Origin of the sequence: Microbispora sp. ATCC PTA-5024 (genome assembly GCF_000511135.2) — a bacterium.
GTDB lineage: Bacteria > Actinomycetota > Actinomycetes > Streptosporangiales > Streptosporangiaceae > Microbispora > Microbispora corallina.
Window position 1 is genome coordinate 661,121 of sequence record NZ_KI866522.1, and the last position, 21,368, is coordinate 682,488.

Consider the following 21,368-nt stretch of genomic DNA (forward strand, 5'->3'; position numbering starts at 1 on the left):
TCCTGAGCCCTCACGACCAGGGTGCTGGCGATGCCCTCGCTACGCTCGGTCACGCTATGTCCTCCTCTGAGGCGGTCCGAAAGGTTGTCGTGAACAGGGCCTCGATGCTCTCGTCGTCAAGACCGGCCTGACGGGCCCGGGCCAGCCAGCGCTGCAGCTCTCGGCGTAACGGGGCGTGCGCGGCCAGCGACGCGTCGGTCAGCGTACTGGTCACGAACGTCCCGACCCCCGGCCTGGCAGCCGCCAGGCCCTCGTGCTCGAGTTCCCGATAGGCCTTGAGGACCGTGTTGGGGTTGATCGCCAGCCGCGCGACCACGTCCTTGACGGTCGGAAGCTGGTCGCCTTCACGCAGCAGTCCCAGCCGCAGCGCGTGGCGTACCTGGTGGACCAACTGCAGGTACGGCGAGACACCGGACCGGCCGTCCAGATGGAACTCGATCACTCAGGCCTCCATTTATCTAGACTCCTAGCACTTTAGGAGTGTAGTTGTTAAGCCGTCGTAAGGATCGCGGCGCGCGCGAGATGTGCGCGGTTCCAGAAGACGTGAGGGCGCCGGCCGGTACGGCGACCGCCTGCGGCGCGCCGCCGCTACCGGGGCAGGTAGACGCGCTCGCCGAAGCCCAAGGCGGCGCGGCCGGCCGTGGCCGTGGCGAGCCAGCGCTCGAACTCCGGCACGCCGTCCTCCGCCACCGCGACCTCGAACGTGACGCGCGCGCCGTAGTCCACCCCCCGCAGCGCGTACGGCGAGGCCCGCAGGTCGTTCTCCAGCCGCCCGGCGTGCCCGTGGTCGATCGACACGGCGACGAGCGTGGCGGGGACCATCTCCACCACCTCGGCCCGGTCGAGCGCCTCGCCCACGGCGCCGCCGTACGCGCGGGCCAGGCCGCCGGCGCCGAGCAGCACGCCCCCGAAGTAGCGGGTCACGACCGCCACGACATCGGCGAAGCCGCGCCGGGTGAGCATCTCCAGCATCGGCGTGCCCGCCGTGCCGCCGGGCTCGCCGTCGTCGTCGGCCCGCCGCTGCCCGGTCCCGAGGACGTACGCCGTGCAGTTGTGGGTGGCGTCGGCGTGCAGCCGCCTGCGCGTGGCGACGAACTCGCGCACGGCCTCCTCGCTCGGCGCGGGCGCGAGCGCGCAGAGGAACCGCGACCGGCGGACCTCGGTCTCGTGCTCGATGACGGTCCTGATCGTGCGGTACGGCGCGGCCACCCGGTCAGCGTACCGACCGGGCGCCTTTACGAAGTAAGGTCATCGGTGCGGCCGAGGCCGACAGGGCCCTCCCAGGCCAGCGAGGGCAGGTTGACCACGATGGCCTCCTGCGTGCTGCGCGCGATCACGACGACCGCCTCCGCCTCCGGGTCGGGGTTCTCCTCGCGGTGCGGGACGAACGGCGGGACGTAGACGTAGTCCCCCGGCCGGGTGTCGATCCGCACCTCCCGGGGCCGGTCCCCCTCGACGTCGAGGAAGACGAACGACGGCGTGCCGCTCACCACGTAGATCGCCGTCTCGCAGGCCCCGTGGTGGTGGTCGGCCGAGACCGTCCCGGGCGCGACGTGGGTCTGGCCCATCCACAGGCCGGCAGAGCCGACGGTGGCGCCGCTGATGGCCGCCCAGCGGACCATGCCGCCCGTCTGGGCCGTCTCCGCGGTCAGGCCGCCCGGCCCGACGTGGTGCAGCCGCCGGTGGAACGGGTCCTCGGGCGGCGTGACGCCGTCAGCCATCGGCACCTCCGATCAGGTCTCGGGGATCCAGGCCCGAGAGGATGCGGTACGTCCCGTCGTGGTAGACCAGCGGGTCGAGCTCCGGGTCCGCCCGGCCGTCCGTGACCAGGCCGAGGACGAGCCGGTGGTCGCCGGCGATGAACCGCTCGCGGGTCCGGCAGCGCAGCCAGGCGGCGGCGCCGTGGAGCAGCGGCTCCCCGCCGGGCAGGCGGCTCCAGCGCGTGTGCGGCCCGAAACGGTCGGCCCCGCGGCGGGCGAACAGCGCCGCCAGATCGCGCTGCCCGGACGCGAGGATGTGCACCACGAAGGCGTGGCCGTCGCGGATGGCCGGCCAGCACGACGACGACGTCCCGATGCCGAAGGCCAGCATCGGAGGCTCCCGGGACACCGACGTGACCGAGGTGGCGGTGAACCCCACCGGCCCGTGCTCCGACATCGTCGTCACGACGGCGACCCCGGCCGCGTGCCGGCGGAAGGCGGACAGGAAGGCGTCCCGCGGGGACCCGTCCTCGATCGCGTCCGCGCTCATGCGCTCCCCGCCGGGGGTACGGCAGCCGGCTCCGAGCCGGGGAGCGGGGGCGGGCCGGGCCGGCGTGCCGGGGCGTGGGCGTCTGGGGGCGCCGTCATGAACCGAACCTCCCTCAATCGTGGGGCGCCTTCAAGTGTCGTCGGCCCTTCCGATGTGCCGTCACCCGGGGTCCCCTCCCCCGGCTCCCTCACGAAGGGGTGTCGGTGCGGCGCAGCTCGTGGGCCAGCTCGTCGAGCTCGGCTCCCCCGGCCATCAGCGAGGTCAGCTCGTCCCTGCCGATGTCGGCCTTGCCGTACTCCCCCATACCGGTCCCCCGGTTGAGGAGCAGGAACCGGTCCCCCACCGGGTAGGCGTGGTGGGGGTTGTGCGTGATGAACACCACACCGAGGCCCCGGTCGCGGGCCTGGGCGATGTACCGCAGCACGACCCCGGCCTGCTTCACCCCCAGCGCGGAGGTCGGCTCGTCGAGGATGAGGACGCGGGCGCCGAAGTGGACGGCCCGGGCGATGGCGACCGACTGCCGCTCGCCGCCGGACAGCGTGCCGACCGGCTGGTCCACGTCCCGGATGTCGATGCCCATGCGGCGCAGTTCCTCGCGGGCGACCCGCTTGGCCGTCGCCACGTCGAAGCCGCCGAGCGCACGGGACGGGCCGCGGGCCGGCGGCTCGGAGCCGAGGAAGAAGTTCCGCCAGACCGACATCAGCGGGATCATCGCGAGGTCCTGGTAGACCGTGGCGATGCCCCGGTCGAGCGCCTCCCTCGGGCTGCCGAACCGGACCGGCTCGCCGTCCACCAGGTACGTCCCGGAGTCGGGGGCGTGGACGCCGGAGAGGATCTTGATGAGGGTGGACTTGCCCGCGCCGTTGTCGCCGAGCACGCAGGTCACCCCGCCCCGCTCGACGGTCATCGACACCCCGCGCAGCGCCACCACGCTGCCGAAGGTCTTGCCCACGTCGCGGGTCTCCAGGAGCGGGGTCACCGCCTCACCTCCTCCGCGTAGCGGCGGACCAGCCGGTTGGCGAGGGTCGCCAGCAGGAGCATCGCGCCGAGGAAGAACTTGAACCAGTCGGCGTCCCAGCCCGCGAACACGATGCCCTTGTCCGCCATGCCGAAGATGACCGCGCCGATCGCCGCCCCCACCGGCGAGCCGTACCCGCCGGTGAGCAGGCAGCCGCCGATGACGGCCGCGATGATGTAGATGAACTCCTGCCCGATGCCCGCGTTGGCCTGCACGGACGTGAAGCGCAGCGCGAGGATCGAGCCGACCAGCCACGCCGCGCCGGCCGTCGTCATGAACAGGGCGATCTTCACGCGGGCCGCCGGCACGCCGACCGCGCGGGCGGCCTGCTCGTTGCCGCCGACGGCGAACACCCAGTTGCCGGCCCGGGTCCGGGTGAGGACCCAGGTGGCCAGGGCCGTCACGGCCACCCACCACAGGATCGCCACCCGGAAGCCGGTGCCGCCCAGCGTGACCGACCCGGCGAGCACCGCCCGCGCGCCGTCGTACCCGGGGGCGTGGCGCAGGCCGCTCACCTGGACGGTCCCGGTCAGCGCCTTGGTCACCCCGAGGTTGAGTCCCTGGAGCATCAGGAACGTCCCGAGCGTGACGATGAAGCTCGGCAGCCTCGTCCGGACGACCAGCAGGCCGTTGACGAACCCTACGAGCAGGGCGACCACCAGCCCGGCCAGCATGGCCGCCCACACGTTCCACCCGGCCCTGGTGGCGAGGGTGACCAGCACCAGCCCGCTGGTGCCGGTCAGCACCCCCGCCGACAGGTCGAACTCGCCGCCGATCATGAGCAGGGCGATCGCCACGGCCATCACGCCGAGCGTGGAGGCCGGGTCGAGCCAGTTGGCCACGCCGTCGACCGACCGGAAGACGGCCGACTGCCCGGAGAAGAACGCGAAGACCACGATCGCTCCGACCACCGAGCCGAGTTCCGGCCGGATCAGCAGGCGGCGCAGGCGGCCCGGGTCCGCGACGCGCTCGTCCTGTGCGACGGCCGTCATCGCCGCTCCTCCCGCCCGGCGGCGCCGCTCACCGGGTGCCGCCGCTCGCGAGCTGGGCGACCTGGGCCGCGTTGTCCTTGGTCACGAAGCCCGGCCCGGTGTTGATCGGGAGGCCGCCGCCGACGGTGTTGAGGTTCTTCTTGTACAGGTACAGGAACGTGATCGGCAGCCATCCCTGCAGGTACTGCTGCTGGTCGACGGCGAAGAGGATCTCGCCGTCCTCGATCGCGGTGACGACGTCGCCGGACAGGTCGAAGGTCGCCAGCTTGGCCTGCGACCCGCCGTCCTTGATGGCGTCCCTGGCCGCGATCGCCACGGCGGGGTTGAGCGTCAGCACGCCGTTGACCGAGGTGTCGCTCTGCAGCTTCGCCTTGATCTTGGACGTGGCGTCCGCAAGGTCGCTGACGTCGACCTGCAGCCGCTCGACGGTGCCGCCGAGCGTGGCCGTCGCGCCGTTGCACCGCTGGTCGAGGCCCACGTTCCCGGCCTCGTGGATCACGCACAGCAGCTTGGTGACCCCGGCCTCCTTGAGCTTCTCGCCCGCCCCCCGGCCGGCGACGTCCTCCGACTGGCCGACGTGGGTGATCGCGCCGAACTCCTTCGACCGGTCGCCGCCCGAGTTGATGGTGATCACCGGGATTTTGGCGGCCACGGCCTTCCCGATCGACTCCTTGAGGGCGTCCGGGTTGGCCATCGAGACCACCAGGCCGTCCACCTTCTCGCTCACCGCCTGGTCGATGAGCTGCGACTGCTTCGCCGGGTCGCCGTCACCCTGGTAGGTGACCGTGACCCCGTACTGCTTTCCCGCGGCCTCGGCGCCGTTCTTCACCACGTCCCAGAAGGCGTCCCCGGCCCCTCCGTGCGTGATGACGGCGAACTTCGCGGCGGGCGCCGCGGCGGCCTGCTGCGACGGCGCGTCCTGCGACGCCCCGCCGGCACTCGAACATCCACCCAGGGCGGTCAGCAGGACGGCGGCGATCGCCATGGTCGTCCGCTTCATCGATTCCTCCTCACGTCGGCTCGTGCCCCCCCGTGAGATCACCGGTGCTTGTTTCTAACCCCGCCGGACACCCCTGTCAATGATTTGTCCTGACAATAGGACTTTCTGTCCTGCCGACGTTTGTCCGGACATCAGGACGGTGGATAGGATCGGGGCCCCCGGAGGAGGAGAACATGAGCGAGCTGGAGATCGACCTCGACCGGTCCAGCCCGGTCCCCCTCTACTTCCAGGTGGCCGAGCAGATCTCGGAGGCCATCAGGCGAGGCGACCTCGCCCCCGGCGCGCGCCTCGACAACGAGATCCTGCTGGCCGACCGGCTCGGCCTGTCCCGCCCCACGGTGCGGCAGGCCATCCAGTACCTCGTCGACAAGGGCCTGCTGGTGCGCAAGCGCGGCGTGGGCACCCAGGTCGTCCACGGCCAGGTGAAGCGCTCCGTCGAGCTGACCAGCCTGTACGACGACCTGCGGCGGGCCGGCCAGCAGCCCGAGACGCGGGTGCTGTCACTCGAGACCGTCCCCGTGGGCGAGGAGATGGGCGCCGTCCTCGGCCTGCCGCCCGACGCGCAGGTCCTGCGGGTCGAGCGGCTGCGCTACGCCTCCGGGGAGCCGCTCGCGCTGCTGCACAACTGGCTGCCGCCCGGCCCCGCCGCGCTGTCGGCGCCCGCGCTCGAGGAGCGCGGCCTGTACGAGCTGCTCCGGGCCGCCGGGGTGCGGATGCGGGTGGCCAACCAGCGGATCGGGGCGCGGGCCGCCACGCCCGCCGAGGCCCGCCTGCTCACCGAGCGCCGCGGGGCGCCGCTGCTCACCATGGTCCGGACGACGTACGACGACCAGGGACGGGCGGTGGAGCATGGCTCGCACGTCTACCGGGCCTCGCACTACTCCCTGGAGGTCACGCTCATCGAGCGCTGACCGGCTCCGCCGTCTCGGGCTCCTCCACCGCGACGGCCTTCGCGGCCTTCCGCTTGAGCCACAGCGTGCTCGCGAGGCCGAACGCGATCGCGACGGCGAGGCCCGCCCACGAGAAGTTCTTCAGCCACCGGTCGGCCACCACGCCCAGGTAGTACACGCCCGCCGTGGTGCCGCCCGCCCACAGCGCGCCGCCGAGGACGTTGGCCACGAGGAACCGCCAGTACGGCATGTGCAGGGCGCCGGCGAGCGGCCCGGCGAGGATGCGCAGCAGCGCGACGAACCGGCCGAAGAACACGGCCCACATGCCCCACCGCGTGAACATCTGCTCCGCCTTGGCGAGGTGCGCCGGGCCGAAGTGCTTGGGGAACCGCCGCCCGAGCCGGTCGAACAGCGCCCGGCCCCCCTTGCGCCCGATGGCGTACCCGATCGAGTCGCCCACGATCGCGCCCGAGCTCGCGCAGATCCCGACGAGGACCGGGCTGACGACGCCCTTCGCCGACAGGAGCGCGGCGCTCACCAGGACGATCTCGCCGGGCAGCGGGATGCCCAGGCTCTCCAGGCCGACGACGGCGCCCACGAGCACGTAGACCCAGACGGCGGGGATGGTCTGCAGCCACTCGTCGACGTGCATCTCACTCCTCGAGGCGGGGGAACACGACCCATTGTGCCGTCGGTGGAGGCGTGCGCCATCCCTCTGGAGGACCAGAGCGCGTCCGCCCCCGGGACGACCCCCGCCCGTACGGCTCCCCTTCCGCGACGATCGCCGGGGTCAGCGGCGCCCGCCCACAGCGGTCTCGATCACGTCGTCGACCACCTGGCGGATGCGGGCCGCGGCCGTCTCGGGGTCGGGACGCCCGGCGTCGAGCCAGGCGATGACGGCCTCGACCGTCACCACGGGGAGCAGCCGCGACGCCCACTCCAGCCAGGCCGGATCGGGGATGCGCGAGACCAGGTGGCTTCGGCTGACCTCCCGCGACTCCTCGGTGAGCGCGTCGATCACGCCGCGGAACTCGGGCTCCCCCGCCGCGTGGCGGAACAGCAGCCGGAACGCGTCCGGGTCGGCGGCCGCGGCGCGCACGAGCGCCGGGATCGTCTCCCCGCCGAAGCCGCCGGCGCCGACCGACTCCTCCAGCCGCGCGAACCCCCGGTCGAGCACCGCCCGGTACAGGTCGGCCTTGGAGTCGAAGTGCCGGTAGAGGATCACCCGGGTGACCCCCGCCTCGGCGGCGACGTCGTCCAGGCCGGTCGCCGTGAAGCCCGCGCGGGCGAACGCGCGGGTCGCCGCGTCGAGGATCTGCTCGCGCCGGTCGGCGCGGCGCAGCCGCCGCACCGGCGCCTCCCGCTCCGCGCCCTCGCCGTCCCGCTCGCCTGCCGGCATCCCTCGCCCTCCCTTGTGTACGCGGGAGTATACAAGTAGCCTTTGTTTACTCTCAGATATACAAACGGGCGTATACGAAGGAGACGTCGATGGCCGACCTCCCCCTGCTGCCGTTCGAGCAGCCGCACCCGCTCCGCCCGGCCCCGGCGCTGGCCGATCTCCAGGCGACCGGCTGCCCGGTCCACCGTGTGCGGACGCGGTCCGGACACGAGGCCTGGCTGGTGACGGGGTACGAGGAGGTGCGGGGCCTGCTGGCCGACGACCGGCTTGGCCGCTCGCACCCCGACCCGGCGAACGCCGCGAGGACCGGCGACTCCGCGCTGTTCGGCGGCCCGCAGGGCGACTTCGCAACCGAGCGCGAGGACCACCGCCGCATGCGCGCCCTGCTCCAGCCGCACTTCTCCCCCGGGCGCATGCGCGTCCTGCGCGACCGCGTCGAGACGCTGACGGCCGGGCTGCTCGACGACCTCGTCCAGCGGGAGCCGCCGGCCGACCTGACCGAGGCGCTGGCCCTGCCGCTGCCGATCCTGGTCATCTGCGAGCTGCTCGGCGTGCCGTACGAGGACCGGGACCGGTTCCGCGCCTGGACCCTCGCCGCCGCCGACGTGCGCGACCGCGCCCGCTCCGAGCAGGGGCTGGGCGAGCTGTTCGCCTACGGGCGGCATCTCGTGCGGCGCAGGCGCGACGAGCCGGGCGACGACGTGATCTCCCGGCTGCGCGCGGCCGAAGGACTCGGGGACGACGAGATCGCGATGCTCTCGATGGCGCTGCTGTTCGCCGGCCACGAGACCACGGTGGTCCGGATCGGAATGGGCGCGCTGCTGCTGCTCACCACGCCGGGCCAGTGGCGGGCGCTGCTCGACCGCCCCGGGCTCGTCCCGGCCGCCGTGGAGGAGGTGCTGCGGGCCCCCCAGCGCAGCGGCGGCGGCGCCGGCATCCCCCGCTACGCGCGGGAGGACCTGGAGGTCGCCGGGCTGCCGGTGGCCGCCGGGGAGATGGTCCTCCTCGACACGACGGCCGCCGACCACGACCCCGCCGTCTTCCCCGACCCCGATCGCTTCGACGTGCTCCGCTACTCCGGCGACCGGGCGGCGCAGCACCTCGCGTTCGGGCACGGGCCGCGTTACTGCATCGGGGCGCCGCTCGCCCGGATCGAGCTCACGGCCGTGTTCTCGCAGCTCGTGCCGCGATTCCCGGACATGCGGCTCGCGGTGCCCGCCGAGGAGCTCCAGGTCAGGCGCGACGCGCTGACCGGCGGCCTGGTCGAGCTGCCCGTGACCTGGTGAGCGCTACGGCCGCATGGCGGCGCGCACGGCGTCGCGCATCGCCGCGTGCACGGCCGCGTTGGTTTCCCGGTCGGTGCGGGCCTCCACCAGGCGCACCCCGTCCCCCTTGAGCGCCCGCGACAGCTCCTCGGGCTCGGTGACCAGCGTGTACGGCAGGCCGCTCGCGGCCGCAAGATACGCGAAGTCGACCCCGTGAGGCGTCCCGAAGACGCGCTCGAAGGGCGCCTCGAGCGCGGCCTGCGGCAGCAGCGAGAAGATCCCCCCGCCGTCGTTGTTGACCACGACGAGGCACAGGTCAGGGCGGGGCTCGCGGGGGCCGAGGATCAGGCCGTTCTGGTCGTGCAGCAGGGTCAGGTCGCCGATCAGGGCGTACGCCGGGGCGTTGTGCGCGAGCGCCGCGCCCATGGCGCTGGAGACGAGCCCGTCGATCCCCGAGGCGCCCCGGTTGGCCATCAGCCGCAGCCCGCGCCGGGGCCGCATGGCCTGGTCGAGGTCCCGGATCGGCATCGACGACCCGCAGAACAGCAGCGACCCGTTGGGCAGCAGCTCGGCGAGGTCTCTGGCCAGCCGGGGCTCGCTCAGCCCGTGGGAGTCGAGCACCTGGTCGAGCGCCTCCCGGGCGGCGTGGTCCGCCTGCCGCCACGAGCCGAGCCAGGCGTCGTCGCCGGAGGCGATCGGGATCTCGACGGCCTGCGCGACCTGCGTGGCCGAACGCGTCGGGTCGGGCCAGCGGGTGAGGTCGGGCGCGACCACGATGTGCTCCTGGGCCCGCCGCAGCCACGACAGCAGCGGCCGCGACAGCCCCGGCCTGCCGAGGGTGACCACGACGTCCGGCCGGTGGGCCTCGGCGAACTCCGGGTCCCCCAGCAGGAAGTGATAGGCCGAGATCGCGTGGTCGCCGTACCGGCCGCCGCCGGTCGGCTCCGACAGCACGGGCCACCCGGCCATGCCGGCGGCCGCGACGTACCGGCGCACGTTGACCGCGCCGTCCCCCACCACGAGCACGCCGCGCCGCGTGGGCGGGATGTGCAGGGCGGAGGCGGGCGGCGCGACCCTGGCCCGGATCCACGCCCCGCTCGCGTCGCCCTCCAGCGACTCGCACCACGTCGCGTCGCCGTCGGGCACCAGCGGCTCGCGGAAGGCCACGTTCAGGTGGACGGGCCCGGGGTCGGCGGGGCCGGTCGCCCGCTGATGGGCCCGGCAGACCAGCGACCGCCAGTAGGCCACCTGGCCGGGCCGGTCCTCCGGCACGCCGATCTCGGCGAACCAGCGCACGGCCGAGCCGTACAGCTTGACCTGGTCGATCGTCTGATTCGCCCCGGTGCCGCGCAGCTCAGGCGGCCGGTCGGCGGTGAGCACGAGCAGCGGCACGCCGGCCTCGGACGCCTCGACGACGGCCGGGTGGAAGTTCGCGGCGGCCGTGCCGGAGGTGCACACGACCGCGACCGGGCGCTCGGAGCGCTTGGCCAGCCCGAGCGCGAGGAACGACGCGGACCGCTCGTCGATGCGGACGTGCAGCCGCAGGCGCGACTCGGCGTGCGCGGCGAGCGCCAGCGGCGCCGACCGGGAGCCGGGGGCGAGCACGAGGTCGGTGACCCCGCACCGGACGAGTTCGTCGACGAGAACGGTGGCGAGCGCGGTCGCCGGGTTCACGGACGGTCTCCCGCGCCGGGACGCCCCGCCGTGCGCGGGTCGCAGGCCGCCGTCTCAGAGGCGCGGCGGGGGCGGGCCGCCGTCATGGGCATCCTCATCGGGCCCGCTACGGCCGGCGGGGGAACTTCGCGAAGTCGGGCGCGCGCTTCTCCTTGAACGCGTCGCGGCCCTCCTGGGCCTCCTCGCTCATGTAGTACAGGAGCGTGGCGTCGCCGGCGAACTGCTGCATGCCGGCCGCGCCGTCGGTGACCGCGTTGAGCGCGCCCTTCAGCATGCGCAGGGCGAGGGGCGACTTCTCCAGCAGCTCGCGAGCCCACTGGACCGTCTCCTCCTCCAGCCGCTCCAGCGGCACCACCGCGTTGACCAGGCCCCACTGCAGGGCGGTCTGGGCGTCGTACTGGCGGCACAGGTACCAGATCTCGCGGGCGCGCTTGAGCCCGACCGTCTCGGCCAGCAGCCAGGAGCCGTACCCGCCGTCGAACGAGCCGACCTTGGGGCCGGTCTGGCCGAACCGGGCGTTGTCGGCGGCGATCGTGAGGTCGCAGCAGACGTGCAGGACGTGACCGCCGCCGATGGCGTAACCGGCCACCATGGCGATCACCGGCTTCGGGCAGCGGCGGATCTGCACCTGGAGGTCGAGCACGTTGAGCCGGCCGATGCCGTGGGTCTTGTCGTCCACGTAGCCGTCGTCGCCGCGGATCTTCTGGTCGCCGCCCGAGCAGAACGCCCGGTCGCCCGCGCCGGTGAAGATGATCACACCGACCTCGGTGTCCTCCTGGGCCACGTTGAACGCGTCCCGGAGCTCGAACAGCGTCGTGGGGCGGAACGCGTTGTGCCGCTCGGGCCGGTTGATGGTGATCTTCGCCATGCCCTCCGCGGTCTCGTAGATGATGTCCTCGTAGTCCCCCGACCGCTTCCAGTCGACGCCGCTCGCCACACTCGCTCCTCAGTCGTCACCTGCCGGGCGCTCACCGGTGGTGCCCGCGCCCGGACTAACCTTACGACCGTGCTCACCCGTCCCGGACACCGCCCGGTGCACGCCCTCGTGCTGCCGCCGGGCCCCGCGCTCTTCGAGTCCGTGCGGTCCGCGCTGGCCGGAGACGGGCCGTGCGTGCTGCCGCTGTCGCCCGATCTGCCGCCTCCCGCGCTCGGCGCCGCCCTCGACGCACTGCGCCCGACCCATGTCGTCACCCCCGATGGGGTACGGCCCCATCCCGGGGGCCGGCCCGGCGACGCCGCTGTGATCATCGCCACATCCGGCTCCACCGGCGTCCCCAAGGGCGTCGAGCTGACGGCCGAGGCGCTCACCGCGTCCGCCCGGGCCTCCCTCGACCGGATCGGCGCCCGCCCGCGTGAGCGGTGGCTGTGCTGTCTGCCCCCCTCGCACATCTCCGGCATGCAGGTGCTCGTGCGCTCCCTGCTCGGCGGGACCGAGCCGATCGTCCAGCCGCGGTTCTCCCCCGCCGACGTCGCGGCCAGCGGCGCCGACCACGTCTCGCTGGTGCCCACCCAGCTGCGGCGCATGCTCGACGCGGGGGCCGACGTCTCCGCCTTCCGCACGATCCTGCTCGGCGGCGCCGCCGCTCCCCCCGGCCTGCTGGCCGAGGCCAGGGCCGCCGGCGCCCGCATCGTCACGACGTACGGCATGAGCGAGACCTGTGGCGGATGCGTGTACGACGGCGTACCCCTTGACAATGTAGATCTCAAAATCGGCGACGACGGGCGGATCCGGATCTGGGGGCCCGTGCTGTTCTCCGGATACCGGCTGCGCGACGACCGGCCGTTCGAGGGCGGCTGGTTCGTCACCTCCGACCTGGGCGTGATCGATAACGGGCGGCTGACCGTGCTCGGCCGGGCCGACGACGTCATCAACACGGGCGGCGAGAAGGTCGTGGCGGGAGCGGTGGCCGAGGTGCTCGCCGGGCATCCCGGCGTCCGGGACGTCGTCGTGGTCGGCCGTCCCGATCCCGAGTGGGGGGAGGTCGTCGTCGCGGTCGTCGTCGGCGACGTCACGCTCGACGGGCTCCGATCCTGGGCGAAGGAGCGTCTGCCCGCCCACGCGGCGCCACGCGTGGTGGAGTTGGTGTCCCAGATTCCCCTGCTGCCCAACGGGAAACCGGATATCGTCGCCCTGAGGAACCGGAAATGACCTTCGTGCGTCTATAAGAGCAGGGGAAGGGGGCGTCGCATGAGGCCGAACCGCAGGATGCTGATCTCCGCCGGAGTCGTCGGCGCGGTCCTGATCGGAGGGATTTCGGTCACGGCCACCGCCTTCGCCGGCCGGCTCGAGCAGGCGCCGGGCTCCGGCCCCGCGGGCGCGGGACGGGTCACCCCGGCGACCCCCGGGCCGGTCGACGTCACCGGCCGGGTCACCCCGCCCCCCGACGACCCGGACGTCGTCTCCTCCGAGCTGACCGGCGACCCGGGAGACGTCGCCGACTACTGGACCGACGAGCGCCTCGAGGACGCCCAGCCCATGCCGATGCCGCAGGTCAGCATCAGCATCATCACCCCCGGCGACTGATCGGCCCGTCCCGCGTCCTCCCCCGCCCCTTCTCGGGCCGCGCCGCACGTCCGCGCCCGCCGCGCCGCCGTTCCCCCGGGCCGATCCGGCCCCGGCGGGCGCCGCAGGGAACAAACTGGGCGCGTCGGCGTTATTGATACTGGTGCGCAGAGCCGGAGCACGACCGCCGCGCCCCACCGAAACCATCCGTACGTGACGAACTCCGTCAAGGAGGAGGTGTCCTCATGCCCCGGACCGCCGTGGCGACCTCGCCCGGGCGCGAGGTGACCCCGACGACTCTCGACCAGCTCCTGGAGCGAGGGCGTGCGCAGGGTCACCTTTCCCTGGCGGAGCTGCGCGAGGCCTTCGCCGAGGCCGGCGTCAGCCCCGTCGAGGGCCGCTCGATCCTGCGCGAGCTCACCGAGGCGGGCGTGAACCTGGCCGCCGAGAACGAGCCGCACGCCGCCGGCACGGCGGCGGAGGGCAGGGCGCAGGTTCGGACCCCGGCCAGGAAGACCCGCAGGACCGCCACGGCCACGGCGGGCACGCAGGCCCCCGAGGACGCCGAGACCCCCGCGGCCGCCCCAGCGGGAGCGGCCGACAGCACCAGGAGAACCACCACGAAGACCACCAGAAGGTCCAGGGCGGCCGCCACGGCCACCGCCGAGCCGAAGCACGAGGACGACATGGCCGCCGAGGCCGTCGAGGCCGTCGAGGCCGTCGAGGCCGAGGTGGAGGAGAGCGAGACGCTCGACCTGGACGACAACTCCTCGGTCATGGGCGACTCCGTCCACACCTACCTCAAGTCGATCGGCCGCCGCACGCTGCTCACCGCCGCGCAGGAGGTCGAGCTGGCCAAGCGCATCGAGGCCGGCCTGTACGCCGAGTACAAGCTGGAGACGGCGCTGGAGAGCGGCGAGAGGCTCGCCCCCGGCGTCCGCGACGACCTGGAGTGGGTCATCGAGGACGGCAAGCGCGCCAAGGACCACATGCTGGAGGCCAACCTCCGCCTCGTGGTGTCGGTGGCCAAGAAGTACACCGACCGCGGCATGGCCCTGCTCGACGTCGTGCAGGAGGGCAACCTGGGCCTGATCCGCGCCGTCGAGAAGTTCGACTACACCAAGGGCTACAAGTTCTCGACGTACGCGATGTGGTGGATCCGGCAGGCCATCCAGCGCGGGTTCGCCGACTCGGCCCGCACGATCCGGCTGCCCGTCCACGTGCTGGAGATGCTGTCGAAGCTGTCGCGCGTCGAGCGCGACATGCACCAGCGCCTCGGCCGCGAGCCCACGCCGGAGGAGCTGGCGGTGGAGCTGGACAAGACGCCCGACCAGATCGAGGAGCTGCTCCGCACGAGCCGTCAGCCGATCAGCCTCGACTCGACGATCGGGGAGGACGGGGAGACCCGGATCGGCGACCTGATCGAGGACGTCGACTCGCCGGAGGCGTCGGAGGTGGTCGACCGCCAGCTGCTCGCCGAGCAGCTCAAGGGCGTGCTGGGCAATCTCTCGCCGCGAGAGGCGAAGATCATGAGCCTGCGGTTCGGCCTGGCCGACGGCAAGCCGCACACGCTCGACGAGATCGGCAAGCACCTGGGCCTCACCCGGGAGCGGATCCGCCAGCTCGAGAAGGAGTCGCTGTCGAAGCTGCGCCACCCGAGCAACACGCGCCCGCTCCTCGACTGGGCGAGCTGACCCCGCAGTTGTGAACGGCCCGCGCCGGATGGCGCGGGCCGTTTCCGTTTCCGAGCGGGACCTGCGTCTCCGCGGTCCAGCGGCTAGCGGATGACCGCGGCGGCGCGGGGCACGCGCGGAATGTTCAACCGGTGGGCCTCCCGCATCGTGCGCAGGCGGTTCACCTCGGCGGTCCACAGCGCGCCGTCGGGCGTCGCCCGGCCCTTGCGCCGCGCGATGCGGTCGTCGTAGGCCTTCACGCCGAACGTCGCCCGCTGGGCGGCCTCGGCGCTGCGCAGCGCGTCGGTCAGCGCCCGGTCGAGGCCGAGCGCGACCTCCCGCAGCTCCTCCACCGGGGCACCGGACGCCTGAACGGCGCGGTAGCGGCGCTCGGCCTCGCGAAGCCGCTCCAGCTTGTCGCCGAAGCCCTTGGCGATCTCCTGGTCGGAGTGGTAGCGGACCTCAGCCTCCCGGCTCACCCGCGGACGGAAAAACGCCATCGTCAGCCCTTCCAACTCTCACAACGCGTCGCTGGCGGTAGCGTACGCGCTGCCCGCGCCCCCTCGCACATCAGGGGTGCGATGTCCTTTACGTAGTAAGGTCAGATGTGGCAGCATGATCGCCATGCCTGCCAAGCGACCACCGGTCCCGCTGTCGAGGGAACGCATCATCGAGGCCGCCCTGCACATCGCCGACGGGCAGGGCCTGCGCCGGCTGACCATGCGACGGCTGGGCGACGCGCTCCAGGTCGAGGCGATGGCCATCTACCACCACCTGCCCCGCGGCAAGGAGGCGCTGATGGACGCCCTGGCCGAGCACGTCACCACCGTCGCCGTCGACCCGTCGGGGGCCGCCACCTGGCAGGACCGCGCCCGGGCGTGGGCCCGCGCGAGCCGCGCCGCGCTGCTGGAGCACCCCGGGGTGCTGTCGCTGGCGCTGACCAAGCCGCCGAAGGGCTCGGCCCTGATCGCCATCGGGGAGCAGATCGAGCAGCTCAGGGAGGCGGGGCTCGACGGCGACGCGGCCGCCGCGGTGCGCGCGCTGCGCGCGTACGTGTTCGGCAGCGTGGCGGTCGAGGTGCAGCAGTCCGGATGGGCCGACCCCGACGCCGCCGTGCGGGACGCGCGCACGGCCGAGGGAGAGCGCGAGTTCGAGGAGGGCCTCGACGCCCTGCTCGCCGGCCTCGCCCGCGTCTGAAGCCCTGCCTGAACCCCCGCCTGATTCCCTGCGTGAAGCCGCGCCTGAAGCTCCGCAGACGCCGATCTCACCCACTCACCGCCCGGCTGCCCGGACGCGACGGCGTGGCGTGCTGACGCGGAGCTCTTCCGACTGGTAATTCCTCAGTTACCAGACGGACGGCGTGTCGAGGTTGGACCGTTATCATCCATGGGGCACTCTTGTGTACTAGGTCACATCAGTGTGCACGCACCCCGCGCGGGTCGCGGCCGGGCCCCCTACCCCGACCGGCGGAACCGCCCGAACGGGCTATGTCACGCCGATGGGACCGAGACGCAAACTGGAGGTGTCCAGTGTGCTGTACGTCATATACGTCGACCCCACCAGGCTCGACCCTCACCATCGGGGGACACGTCGGTGACGGAGGCCGTTGGCCCACCCGAACCGACCACGAGCATACGAGAAAGACACGGAGCCCCGGCGATGTGCCCTCATGAACCGGCCTGTCCCAACGCGGACGCGAAGGACCGAGAAGCCGCCCGCACGATAGCGTCGCACCCGGAGCAGGGCTGGAGCCTGCTCTGCAACGGCGTCGTGCTGTTCGAGGACACCGGCGAACTGCTGCCCGACGGCGGCGTCATCGCGCCCCACCGCCCCACCGACATGGCCATCAGCGCGGCCTAGGCTCCAGCAGCCACCGCGCCACCTCCTCGCCCACCCGGGCGGGGTCCTTCCGCAGCTCGTGTCCCTCCCCCGGGAGGACCACGAGACGCGCGGCGTCCTTCTCGTCCGGGATCCCGAAGGGGTCCCGCTCGCCGCTGACCGCAAGCACCGGAACGCCCGCCCGCCGCAACTCGTCCACCCGCGACCGCTCCGGCCTGCCGGGCGGGTGCAGCGGGAAGGCGAGCGCCACCACCGCCTCCGCTCCGGTCTCCGGGGCCGTACGGCAGGCCACCCGGGCGCCGTTGCTGCGGCCGCCCTGGACCAGCGGCACCCCCGGATGACGTTCCCGCAGCGCCGCCACGAGCGCGATCCACGCCTCGTCCTGCTTGGCCGCCGAGCCCGGCGCCCGGGCCCCGCGCATCCGGAACGGCTGCAGGACCCGCGCCACCGCTCCCCCGATCCCCAGGACCGCCTCCCGTACGGCCAGCAGGTCGGGGGCGTCCACGCCGCCGCTCGACCCGTGGGTCAGGACAAGCAGCAGCCTCGGGTCGCGGACCTCGTCCACCTCGGCGGACGCCGGTCCGTGCGGTGTCGGGATCTCCATGGCGGCGACGCTACCGCCTACGACCTGGGCATGACGCGCCGACCCTCCCCGCGGAGGATGCCGGCGACCGCCGTTCAGGTGGACAATGGCACGATGCCGGACACAGCACCGCAGCCTCCCTACGGCGGGTACCCCGCGCCGCCGCCGTACGCCACCGTGCCGGGCCCCATCGCGTCCCCCGGCGCTCCCGGGCCGCAGCCCCCGCGCACGTCGCCCTCCACCAGGGAGGACCTGCGCGCCGTCATCGCCGCCCGCCGCGACCTCGGGCCCGACTACGAGGACGCGCTGGTCGACTCGTTCCTCGACAAGCTCGACGTGGAGATCGCCGCCCGGGTGCGGGGCGAGGTGGCGGCCCACCTCCAGCAGCAGGGGCCGAGGCCGCCGCGCAAGGACGCCGGCGTGGCGGTCGCCCTCGGCTCGCTCGGCATCGGCGTCCCGCTCACGGCGATCGCCGCGGGCACCGCTCACGGCGCCGGCATGCTGCTCGCCTGGTGCGGGATCGTCGGCGTCAACCTCGCCTACGCGCTGAGCCGCCGCAACTCCCGCTGACCCGCCCGGACGCCCGGTCCCCGCTCCGCCTCACCGGCGGCGGCGCGGGCCGGTCTCAGGCGTCGGTGCCCTCCATCACCGGGCGGACGTCACGGCCCAGGCGCAGCCGCACCTGCTCGGCCAGGATCCGGTCGGGGTGGTCGAGGCCGTACCGCCAAACCGTCTCGGCGTCGTCGTCCCGGCCGCGCAGCGGAAGCGTCCGCGCGAGCAGTTCGATCGCGAGCGCGCCGGTCTCGGCGTCGCCCTCCTCCCACCGGCCCTCCTCGACGGCCCCGGCGAACTCGGCGCAGGCCATCTCCAGGTGGGCGATCCCGAGCAGCACCCGCAGCCGCGCCGCGTCGGCCACGGCCTCCACGGACAGCGCCTCCAGCAGCACGTCGGCCGCCTGGCCGGGCTCCCCGTCGTCGAGCAGCCGGGCCGCCATCCGCTCCGCGACGACCGACAGCCCGGCCCCCGCCTCCGTCCGGTCGGGCCCCTCCTCCTCCGCGATCTCGGCGAACGCCGCCGCCGCGGCGTCGAGGTCACCGGTCTCGGCGAGCCGGCGCGCGTGGTCGAGCCGCCGCCCGGGGTCGATGGCCGTCATGGAATGGGCCTCGCAGGGATCAGAGGTGGCAGAAGACGATCACCATGATCCTAACGACACCGGCTCCCCCGCGGGGGCGACATGCGCAAGCCGTACGGGCCACTGGCGCGGGGGTCAGAACCGGCCTGCGGGCGGGCACGGCGAGGCGCCGCGCCCACGGGGGACGCGGCGCCTCACCGGTCTCCTCAGTCCTCGTACGCCTCGAGGGGCGGGCAGGAGCAGACGAGGTTGCGGTCGCCGTAGGCCTGGTCGATCCGGCGGACCGGCGACCAGTACTTGTTCTCCCGCAGGGCGGGAACCGGGTAGGCGGCCTCGGCCCGCGAGTAGGGGTGGCCCCACTCGCCGGCCAGCAGCGCCTCGGCCGTGTGCGGGGCGTTGCGCAGCGGGTTGTCCTGCCGGTCGTACTCCCCCGACGCCACGGCGGCGATCTCCCGGCGGATGGCGATCATCGCGTCCGCGAAGCGGTCGAGCTCGGCCAGGTCCTCGCTCTCGGTCGGCTCGATCATCAGGGTGCCGGCGACCGGGAAGGACATGGTCGGCGCGTGGAAGCCGTAGTCGATCAGGCGCTTGGCCACGTCGTCCACGGTGACGCCGGTCTCCTTGGTGATCTGCCGGAGGTCGACGATGCACTCGTGGGCCACCAGCCCGTCGCGGCCGGTGTACAGCACGGGGTAGTGCGGGGCGAGCCGCCGGGCCAGGTAGTTGGCCGACAGGATCGCCTGCTCGGTGGCCTGGCGCAGGCCGTCGCCGCCCATCATCCTGATGTACGCCCAGGAGATCGGCAGGATGCCCGCCGAGCCGTACGGCGCGGCCGACACGTGCGCGGGAAGGTGCTCGGCGAGGTGGGCCTTCACCGCGACCGGGCCGACGCCGGGGCCGCCGCCGCCGTGCGGGATGCAGAACGTCTTGTGCAGGTTGAGGTGCGAGACGTCGGCGCCGAACTCCCCGAGCCTGGCCAGCCCGACGAGGGCGTTGAGGTTGGCGCCGTCGACGTACACCTGGCCGCCGGCCTCGTGGACCATCCGGCAGATCTCGACGATCGTCTCCTCGTACACGCCGTGGGTCGAGGGGTACGTCACCATGATCGCGGCCAGCGCGTCCCGGTGCTTGCCGATCTTCGCGGCGAGGTCGCCGAGGTCGACGTTGCCGTTCTCGTCGCAGGCCACCACGACCACGCGCATGCCGGCCATGACCGCGCTCGCGGCGTTCGTGCCGTGGGCGGACGACGGGATGAGGCAGACGTCCCGGCCGGTGTCCCCGCGGCCGCGGTGGTAGCCCCGGATGGCCAGCAGCCCGGCGAACTCACCCTGGGAGCCGGCGTTCGGCTGGATCGAGACCCGGTCGTAGCCGGTCACCTCGGCCAGCCAGCCCTCCAGGCCCTCGATCAGCTCGACGTACCCCCGGGCCTGGCCGATCGGCGCGAACGGGTGCAGCCCGGCGAACTCGGGCCAGGTGATCGGCTCCATCTCGGTCGTGGCGTTGAGCTTCATCGTGCAGGAGCCCAGCGGGATCATCGACCGGTCGAGCGCGATGTCCTTGTCCTGGAGACGCCGCAGGTAGCGCAGCATGGCCGTCTCGGACCGGTACGAGTGGAACACCGGGTGGGTCATGAACCCCGAGGTGCGCAGCAGGCCGGCCGGCAGCGCGTCGCCGGCGGACCGGTCGAGGTCCTCCACGACGGGCTCGGCGACGCCGAAGGCCCGCCAGACGGCCTTCAGGTGCTCGACGGCGGTCTTCTCGTCGCACGCGATCCCGACGTGGTCGGCGTCGGCGAGCCGGAGGTTCACGCCCTCCGCCTCGGCGGCCGCGACGACCTCGGCGGCCCGGCCCGGCACCCGGGCGAGCACGGTGTCGAAGAACTCCTCGTGGACGACCTCCACCCCGCCCTCGCGCAAGCCCGCGGCGAGCACGGCCGCGTGGCGGTGCGCCCGCTGCGCGATCCGCCGCAGCCCGTCCGGGCCGTGGTAGACGGCGTACATCGAGGCGATCACCGCCAGCAGGACCTGGGCCGTGCAGATGTTGCTGGTGGCCTTCTCGCGGCGGATGTGCTGCTCGCGCGTCTGCAGCGCGAGCCGGTAGGCGGCCTGCCCGTCGGCGTCGACCGAGACCCCGACCAGCCGGCCCGGCATCTGCCGCTGCAGCCCCTCCCGTACGGACATGTACGCGGCGTGGGGGCCGCCGAACCCGAGCGGGACGCCGAAGCGCTGGGTGGAGCCGACCGCGATGTCGGCGCCGAGCTCGCCTGGCGCGGCCAGCAGGGTCAGCGCGAGCAGGTCGGCGGCGGCGACGACGAGCGCGCCGGCGGCGTGGGCCCGCTCGGCCAGGTCGCGGAAGCCGGCCACCCGGCCGCTCGCGCCCGGGTACTGCACGAGGACGCCGAAGCACTCGGGCAGGTCCCCCGACAGGTCGGACTCGACGAGCGTGATCCCGAGCGGCTCGGCGCGGGTGGCCAGGACGGCCTTGGTCTGCGGCAGCGCGTCGGCGTCGACCACGAACACCGAGGACGCCGCCTTCCCCGCCCGGCGGGCCAGCGTCATCGCCTCGGCGGCCGCGGTGGCCTCGTCCAGCAGGGACGCGCCGGCCACGTCGAGGCCGGTGAGGTCGGCGACCACCGTCTGGAAGTTCAGCAGGGCCTCCAGCCGGCCCTGGGAGATCTCCGGCTGGTAGGGGGTGTACGCGGTGTACCAGCCCGGGTTCTCCAGCACGTTGCGGAGGATCACACCGGGGGTGATCGTGTCGTGGTACCCGAGCCCGATCATCGAGGTGAGGACGCGGTTCCTCCCGGCCAGGACGCGCAGCTCGGCGAGGGCCTCGGCCTCGCTCGCGGCCTCCGGCAGGCCGAGGGCGCCGGTCGTGCGGATCGCCTCGGGGACGGCCACGGCGAGCAGGTCGTTCACCGACTCGTACCCGACGACCTCCAGCATCCGGGCGCGTTCGTCGTCGGACGGCCCGATGTGCCGGGTCGAGAAGGGCGGAGCGGACAGGTCGCTGAGCGTGGACCGGTCGGTCATGACAGGGGCCTCCTGGACGGGATCGAGACCTGCGCGACCGCCCCGCGCCCCGGTGATGGGGCCGTGGCCGGTCGTCGTGCGGTCTCCCCCTCTGTCATCGGACCTGAGAGCTTCACCG

General features: G+C 73.5%; 23 protein-coding genes. 8 read left to right on the forward strand and 15 right to left on the reverse strand.

Annotation, left to right across the window (positions count from 1 at the left end):
• Positions 1–49 precede the first annotated feature (49 nt).
• The 7 genes from MPTA5024_RS03045 to MPTA5024_RS03075 all read right to left on the reverse strand — a co-directional run bounded on the left by MPTA5024_RS03045 (position 50) and on the right by MPTA5024_RS03075 (position 5,260).
• The gene (locus MPTA5024_RS03045; protein ID WP_036319647.1) at positions 50–442 is read right to left on the reverse strand and encodes a GntR family transcriptional regulator; all 393 of its coding nucleotides are present in this window, start codon (positions 440–442) and stop codon (positions 50–52) included.
• A 146-nt stretch (positions 443–588) separates the two neighbouring features.
• Positions 589–1,209 (reverse strand): IMPACT family protein, encoded by a 621-nt coding sequence (locus MPTA5024_RS03050; protein ID WP_036319650.1) that lies wholly within the window; start codon positions 1,207–1,209, stop codon positions 589–591.
• 26 nt (positions 1,210–1,235) lie between these two features.
• Complete coding sequence (locus tag MPTA5024_RS03055) at positions 1,236–1,721, reverse strand: cupin domain-containing protein (protein ID WP_036322934.1); 486 nt, start codon at positions 1,719–1,721, stop codon at positions 1,236–1,238.
• Positions 1,714–2,250, reverse strand: a complete 537-nt coding sequence (locus tag MPTA5024_RS03060; RefSeq protein ID WP_036319653.1) for a flavin reductase family protein — start codon at positions 2,248–2,250, stop codon at positions 1,714–1,716. The genes MPTA5024_RS03055 and MPTA5024_RS03060 overlap by 8 nt, the downstream gene beginning before the upstream one ends.
• 187 nt (positions 2,251–2,437) lie before the next feature.
• Complete coding sequence (locus MPTA5024_RS03065) at positions 2,438–3,229, reverse strand: ATP-binding cassette domain-containing protein (protein WP_036319656.1); 792 nt, start codon at positions 3,227–3,229, stop codon at positions 2,438–2,440.
• The gene (locus tag MPTA5024_RS03070) at positions 3,226–4,260 is read right to left on the reverse strand and encodes an ABC transporter permease (RefSeq protein WP_036319659.1); all 1,035 of its coding nucleotides are present in this window, start codon (positions 4,258–4,260) and stop codon (positions 3,226–3,228) included. The genes MPTA5024_RS03065 and MPTA5024_RS03070 overlap by 4 nt, the downstream gene beginning before the upstream one ends.
• Before the next feature lie 28 nt (positions 4,261–4,288).
• Positions 4,289–5,260: a sugar ABC transporter substrate-binding protein gene (locus tag MPTA5024_RS03075; protein WP_036319662.1), complete on the reverse strand. Its 972-nt coding sequence runs from the start codon at positions 5,258–5,260 to the stop codon at positions 4,289–4,291.
• A gap of 173 nt (positions 5,261–5,433) precedes the next feature.
• Here MPTA5024_RS03075 and MPTA5024_RS03080 point away from each other — a divergent pair, with 173 nt between their 5' ends.
• Positions 5,434–6,171, forward strand: coding sequence for a GntR family transcriptional regulator (locus tag MPTA5024_RS03080; protein WP_036319665.1), 738 nt, complete (start codon positions 5,434–5,436; stop codon positions 6,169–6,171).
• Here the strand turns inward: MPTA5024_RS03080 and MPTA5024_RS03085 are convergent.
• Both MPTA5024_RS03085 and MPTA5024_RS03090 read right to left on the reverse strand, forming a co-directional pair.
• A complete protein-coding gene (locus MPTA5024_RS03085; RefSeq protein WP_036319668.1) occupies positions 6,158–6,802 on the reverse strand; it encodes a DedA family protein in 645 nt (214 codons plus the stop codon). The two genes, MPTA5024_RS03080 and MPTA5024_RS03085, sit on opposite strands and share 14 nt — an antisense overlap.
• Before the next feature lie 138 nt (positions 6,803–6,940).
• Positions 6,941–7,549, reverse strand: coding sequence for a TetR/AcrR family transcriptional regulator (locus MPTA5024_RS03090; RefSeq protein ID WP_036319670.1), 609 nt, complete (start codon positions 7,547–7,549; stop codon positions 6,941–6,943).
• 89 nt (positions 7,550–7,638) lie between these two features.
• Here MPTA5024_RS03090 and MPTA5024_RS03095 point away from each other — a divergent pair, with 89 nt between their 5' ends.
• Entirely contained in the window at positions 7,639–8,835 is a 1,197-nt protein-coding gene (locus MPTA5024_RS03095; protein WP_084369396.1) for a cytochrome P450, read from the forward strand.
• Positions 8,836–8,838: 3 nt separating this feature from the next.
• On the opposite strand, the gene menD is transcribed toward MPTA5024_RS03095, so the two are convergent.
• Both menD and menB read right to left on the reverse strand, forming a co-directional pair.
• Positions 8,839–10,488: a 2-succinyl-5-enolpyruvyl-6-hydroxy-3-cyclohexene-1-carboxylic-acid synthase gene (gene menD / locus MPTA5024_RS03100; protein ID WP_036319673.1), complete on the reverse strand. Its 1,650-nt coding sequence runs from the start codon at positions 10,486–10,488 to the stop codon at positions 8,839–8,841.
• A gap of 106 nt (positions 10,489–10,594) precedes the next feature.
• Positions 10,595–11,425, reverse strand: coding sequence for a 1,4-dihydroxy-2-naphthoyl-CoA synthase (gene menB / locus MPTA5024_RS03105; RefSeq protein ID WP_036319676.1), 831 nt, complete (start codon positions 11,423–11,425; stop codon positions 10,595–10,597).
• 69 nt (positions 11,426–11,494) lie between these two features.
• On the opposite strand from menB, the gene MPTA5024_RS03110 reads away from it, so the two are divergent.
• The 3 genes from MPTA5024_RS03110 to MPTA5024_RS03120 all read left to right on the forward strand — a co-directional run bounded on the left by MPTA5024_RS03110 (position 11,495) and on the right by MPTA5024_RS03120 (position 14,685).
• On the forward strand, positions 11,495–12,637 hold the full coding sequence (locus MPTA5024_RS03110; RefSeq protein ID WP_036319679.1) for an AMP-binding protein: 1,143 nt from the start codon (positions 11,495–11,497) through the stop codon (positions 12,635–12,637).
• 39 nt (positions 12,638–12,676) lie between these two features.
• Entirely contained in the window at positions 12,677–13,012 is a 336-nt protein-coding gene (locus MPTA5024_RS03115; protein WP_157099270.1) for a hypothetical protein, read from the forward strand.
• A 224-nt stretch (positions 13,013–13,236) separates the two neighbouring features.
• On the forward strand, positions 13,237–14,685 hold the full coding sequence (locus MPTA5024_RS03120; RefSeq protein ID WP_036319685.1) for an RNA polymerase sigma factor: 1,449 nt from the start codon (positions 13,237–13,239) through the stop codon (positions 14,683–14,685).
• Positions 14,686–14,768: 83 nt separating this feature from the next.
• Here the strand turns inward: MPTA5024_RS03120 and MPTA5024_RS03125 are convergent, their stop codons facing one another.
• Positions 14,769–15,143, reverse strand: a complete 375-nt coding sequence (locus tag MPTA5024_RS03125; RefSeq protein WP_232326145.1) for a hypothetical protein — start codon at positions 15,141–15,143, stop codon at positions 14,769–14,771.
• Positions 15,144–15,288: 145 nt separating this feature from the next.
• On the opposite strand from MPTA5024_RS03125, the gene MPTA5024_RS03130 reads away from it, so the two are divergent.
• Positions 15,289–15,861 (forward strand): TetR/AcrR family transcriptional regulator C-terminal domain-containing protein, encoded by a 573-nt coding sequence (locus tag MPTA5024_RS03130; RefSeq protein WP_036322940.1) that lies wholly within the window; start codon positions 15,289–15,291, stop codon positions 15,859–15,861.
• A 462-nt stretch (positions 15,862–16,323) separates the two neighbouring features.
• A complete protein-coding gene (locus tag MPTA5024_RS03135; RefSeq protein WP_036319691.1) occupies positions 16,324–16,524 on the forward strand; it encodes a DUF5999 family protein in 201 nt (66 codons plus the stop codon).
• Here the strand turns inward: MPTA5024_RS03135 and MPTA5024_RS03140 are convergent.
• On the reverse strand, positions 16,511–17,107 hold the full coding sequence (locus MPTA5024_RS03140) for an alpha/beta hydrolase family protein (RefSeq protein WP_036319694.1): 597 nt from the start codon (positions 17,105–17,107) through the stop codon (positions 16,511–16,513). The genes MPTA5024_RS03135 and MPTA5024_RS03140 overlap by 14 nt on opposite strands.
• Positions 17,108–17,200: 93 nt before the next feature.
• Between MPTA5024_RS03140 and MPTA5024_RS03145 the strand changes: the two genes are divergently transcribed.
• Entirely contained in the window at positions 17,201–17,656 is a 456-nt protein-coding gene (locus MPTA5024_RS03145) for a hypothetical protein (protein WP_157099271.1), read from the forward strand.
• Between the two features lie 55 nt (positions 17,657–17,711).
• Here MPTA5024_RS03145 and MPTA5024_RS03150 read toward each other — a convergent pair whose 3' ends face one another.
• Entirely contained in the window at positions 17,712–18,239 is a 528-nt protein-coding gene (locus MPTA5024_RS03150) for a hypothetical protein (RefSeq protein WP_051457644.1), read from the reverse strand.
• Positions 18,240–18,424: 185 nt separating this feature from the next.
• Positions 18,425–21,250, reverse strand: coding sequence for an aminomethyl-transferring glycine dehydrogenase (gcvP, locus tag MPTA5024_RS03155; RefSeq protein WP_036319698.1), 2,826 nt, complete (start codon positions 21,248–21,250; stop codon positions 18,425–18,427).
• Between the last annotated feature and the right edge of the window lie 118 nt (positions 21,251–21,368).